The sequence below is a fragment of the Streptomyces bambusae genome (genome assembly GCF_019400985.1).
Taxonomy (GTDB): Bacteria; Actinomycetota; Actinomycetes; order Streptomycetales; family Streptomycetaceae; genus Streptomyces; species Streptomyces bambusae_A.
On the sequence record NZ_WTFF01000487.1, the window covers coordinates 1 to 3,776 of the forward strand.

The 3,776-nt window shown below is 73.5% G+C and carries 2 protein-coding genes; both read left to right on the plus strand.

Annotation, left to right across the window (positions count from 1 at the left end):
* Positions 1–978 precede the first annotated feature (978 nt).
* Positions 979–2,697, plus strand: a complete 1,719-nt coding sequence (locus GPJ59_RS34470) for a S8 family peptidase (RefSeq protein WP_219671953.1) — start codon at positions 979–981, stop codon at positions 2,695–2,697.
* 268 nt (positions 2,698–2,965) lie between these two features.
* Positions 2,966–3,776, plus strand: an 811-nt coding sequence (locus GPJ59_RS34475; protein ID WP_219671951.1) for an ATP-binding protein, incomplete at its 3' end; no start/stop codon positions are given.

A 3,776-nucleotide genomic window follows, 5' to 3' on the forward strand; every position in this document is an offset into this window, starting at 1 on the left:
GCCCACCGCCATCGCGGCGGCCGCGCCGCGCGCCCTGGCCCGGCGCGACCGCCCGCCGCGGTCGGCCGGGGGTGGCCGGTGCTCCGCGTCGCCGGCCTGTGCCGCGGCCTGCCCCCGTTCCGCCCGTTCCGCCCCTTGACCTCGTTCCGCCCGTCGCCTCCGTCGCCCCCGCTCCGTCCGCTCCGTCGGCTCCGTCCGCTCAACCCCCTCCGTCCGTCGACCTCGTTCCGCCCGTTCCGCCCGTTCCGTCCGTTGCCCGCGCGACGCCGCCACCCGTCCTCCCAGTTCTTCCGGCCTGCCCGGAGCCCAGCATCGAGCGCCGGGGCGGAAGAACTGATCATCGGCTCGGCGGTACCGCCGAATGCGGCCGCAACCTACGCCGGACGGAGCAGCGCGAACCGGGACGAGGCCACCGACCGGATCGCGTGCCGTGGCTGATACATTGTCGCGACAGCCTGTCCGGAATACGGACAGTTTGTATCAGCCATGTGAAATCATCAGCCGGCACCGCGCTCCCCGCTCGATCCTCAACTCGCCCTGTTCACTGGGAAGTTGATGTACCGAGAGGGAGGGTGCCGAGGGGGGTGCAAGGGGGGCCGGGGGGCGGGGACAAGGGTTTTCCCCGTATCGGGTTCATCCCGTCTTTGCCTACTGTCTGCCCACCGGCGATCACTTCCGGCCGCATCCGCTCACCCGCCGCCCCCACGAGGCGGGACAGCACCGCGGCCCGGAAGGGGTCCCGGTTGCCGTTGCCCCCGCGGCCACCGCCGTGGCCCGGGCAGCAGCGTGGCGCGCAGCGGAGACCGGAGCCCCAACCCGGTCCCCGCGGCCGCCGGGCCACCTCCCACACGCACCAACCGGCGATTCCGGCCTGCCCGAACCGCCGCGAAAGGGAAGAACGTGCACGCAACCAGACGTAGGCTCATATCCGCGGTGGCGATCTCCGCCGCCCTGATCGGCGGTACCGTCACCTCCGCCATGGCCCTGCCGTCGGCCGACCAGGCTCCCGCCGCGGCCGTGCCGACGCCGGCCGCGCCGGTCGAGAACCTGATCGTCGGGTACAAGACGTCCGCTTCCGAGGCCAGCTCCAACGACGCGGCGGCCGTCGACGCCAAGGCGAAGGGCAAGAAGGCCGGCAAGGGTGTCGCCTTCGAGCGCCGCCTGGCCACCGGCGCCGCCCTGGTCGACCTCGGCGGCACCACCGCCCCGGCCGACGCCGCCAAGGTCATGGCCCAGTTCAAGGCCGACCCGGACGTCGCCTACGTCGAGCCCGACACGCGCGCCTACGCCCTGGCCACCCCGAACGACACCGATTACACCAAGCAGTGGGACCTCTTCGAGTCCACCGCGGGTATGAACGTGCCGGCCGCCTGGGACACCACCACCGGCACCGGCGTCACCGTGGCCGTCATCGACACCGGCTACGTGGCCCACTCGGACCTCGCCGCCAACATCGTGCCCGGCTACGACTTCATCTCCAGCTCGACCTACGCCCGCGACGGCGGCGGCCGCGACAACAACCCGGCGGACGAGGGCGACTGGAGCGCCGCCGGCGAGTGCGGCACCGGCTCGAAGGCGAGCACCTCCTCCTGGCACGGCACCCACGTGGCCGGCACCATCGCCGCCGCCACCAACAACTCCAAGGGTGTCGCGGGCATCGCCTACGGCGCCAAGATCCAGCCGGTGCGCGTGCTCGGCAAGTGCGGTGGCTCCACCTCCGACATCGTCGACGCCATCACCTGGGCCTCGGGCGGCTCCGTGCCGGGCGTCCCGGCCAACCCCACCCCCGCCAAGGTCATCAACATGAGCCTCGGCGGCTCGGGCACCTGCGGCACCAGCTACCAGAACGCCATCAACGCGGCCGTCGGCCGGGGCACCACCGTCGTGGTCGCCGCGGGCAACAGCAACTCGGACGCCGCCGGATTCTCCCCGGCCAGCTGCAACAACGTCATCAACGTGGCGGCCAGCAGCCGCGAGGGCAACCGGTCGTACTACTCCAACTACGGCACGATCATCGACATCGCCGCCCCGGGCGGTGAGACCCGCCGCGCCACCGACACGCCCGGCACCGTCACCACCCCCGAGAACGGCATCCTCTCCACGCTGAACGCCGGCACCAGCACCCCGGGCGCCGAGACCTACAAGCCCTACCAGGGCACCAGCATGGCCGCCCCGCACGTCGCCGGCCTGGCCGCGCTGCTGAAGTCGGCGAACTCCTCGCTGACCCCGGCCCAGATCGAGTCGGCGATCAAGACGAACGCCCGCCCGCTGGCCGGCACCTGCACCGGTGGCTGCGGCGCCGGTCTCGCCGACGCGGCCGCGACCGTCGCGGCCGTCACCAACGGCCCGGTCACCCCGACCTACGAGAACACCAACAACGTCGCGATCCCGGACAACGGCGGCGCCGTGTCCTCCACGATCACCGTCTCCGGCCGTACCGGCAACGCCCCGGCGGCGCTGAAGGTGTCCGTCGACATCAAGCACAGCTACCGCGGTGACCTGGTCATCGACCTGGTCGGCCCGAACGGCGCCACCAAGCGGCTGCAGAACTCCTCGGGCGACAGCACCGCGAACGTGATCACCACGTACACGGTCGACGCCTCCGCCTGGCCCGCCAGCGGCAACTGGCAGCTGCGCGTCCAGGACGTCGCCGCCGCCGACACCGGCTACATCGACTCCTGGAGCCTCACCTTCTGAGGTCGTGACCGGCCCGTGCACAGGCCGCGCCTGATGCACACCTGATCCGCCACCCCCCACAGAAGGTCCGGACCTTCTGACCAAAAGTCCGGACCAACTCCGCCTGCGGGCCCGTCGTTACCACTGGTACCGGCGGGCCCGCAGGTATTTGCGTTCCCCCGCGCTGATTTCTGCGTCACAATCAGGGTCCGTCCGGCGCCCGACCTCGTATTCTCGCGCTCACAGCAAAGGCACAGGGACGGGACACGGGAAGGGCTGGTGGCTGTGCGTGGCGGCGACGGGGAACGCTGACGCGACCGTCGGACACGGCGAACTGATCGAGGCGGTCGGCCGCGCGCTGACCGCGCAGGGCCGGGCGATCCTCACCGGACCGGCCGGCTCGGGCAAGTCCGCGGTGGCCGCGGCCGTCGCGGCCGCGGCCGAGGCCCGCGGCGACACCGTGCTCCGGCTCGCTCCCGAGCCCGTGGACCGCTGGATACCCGAGGCCTCCGCGGCGGCCCTGCTGGCCGGTGTGCCCTGCACCGTCATCGCCGGACTGGCCGGGCCCCAGCGCAGCGCCATCGCCGTCCTGCGCCGGGAGGCCGACGCCCCGCGGGGCGGCCGCGACCACGTGGCCCTGCGGCTGGCGCTCGTCGAGGTGCTCCGGGCCCTCGCCGTCCCCGCCCCCCTGCTCATCGTGCTCGACAACGCCCAGTGGCTCGACGCCGAGAGCACCGACCTGCTGCGCTTCGCCCTGCGCCTGACCCCGCCCGGGGTCCGGCTGCTCGTGGCCGAGTGCGCCCAGGGCGGCACCCCGGTCGCCGAATCCCTGTGCGGCCCGGACACCCGGGGCGTACGGATACCGCCGCTCGGCGCCGACGAGATCGCCGAGCTGCTGGTCCGGCACGGCCTGCCCGCGCGGCTCGCCGGCCGGATCCACCAGGCCAGCGGCGGCAATCCCCGCCTCGCCCTGGCCCTCGGCCACTCCCTCGCGGAGGCCGCGCGGACCGGGCGCGCGCACCACGCCGACGCCCTGCCGGTGTCCGGCCAGGCCCGGGAGGTGGCCCGGCGGCTGCTGGCCGAGGCCCCCGTCCGCGCCC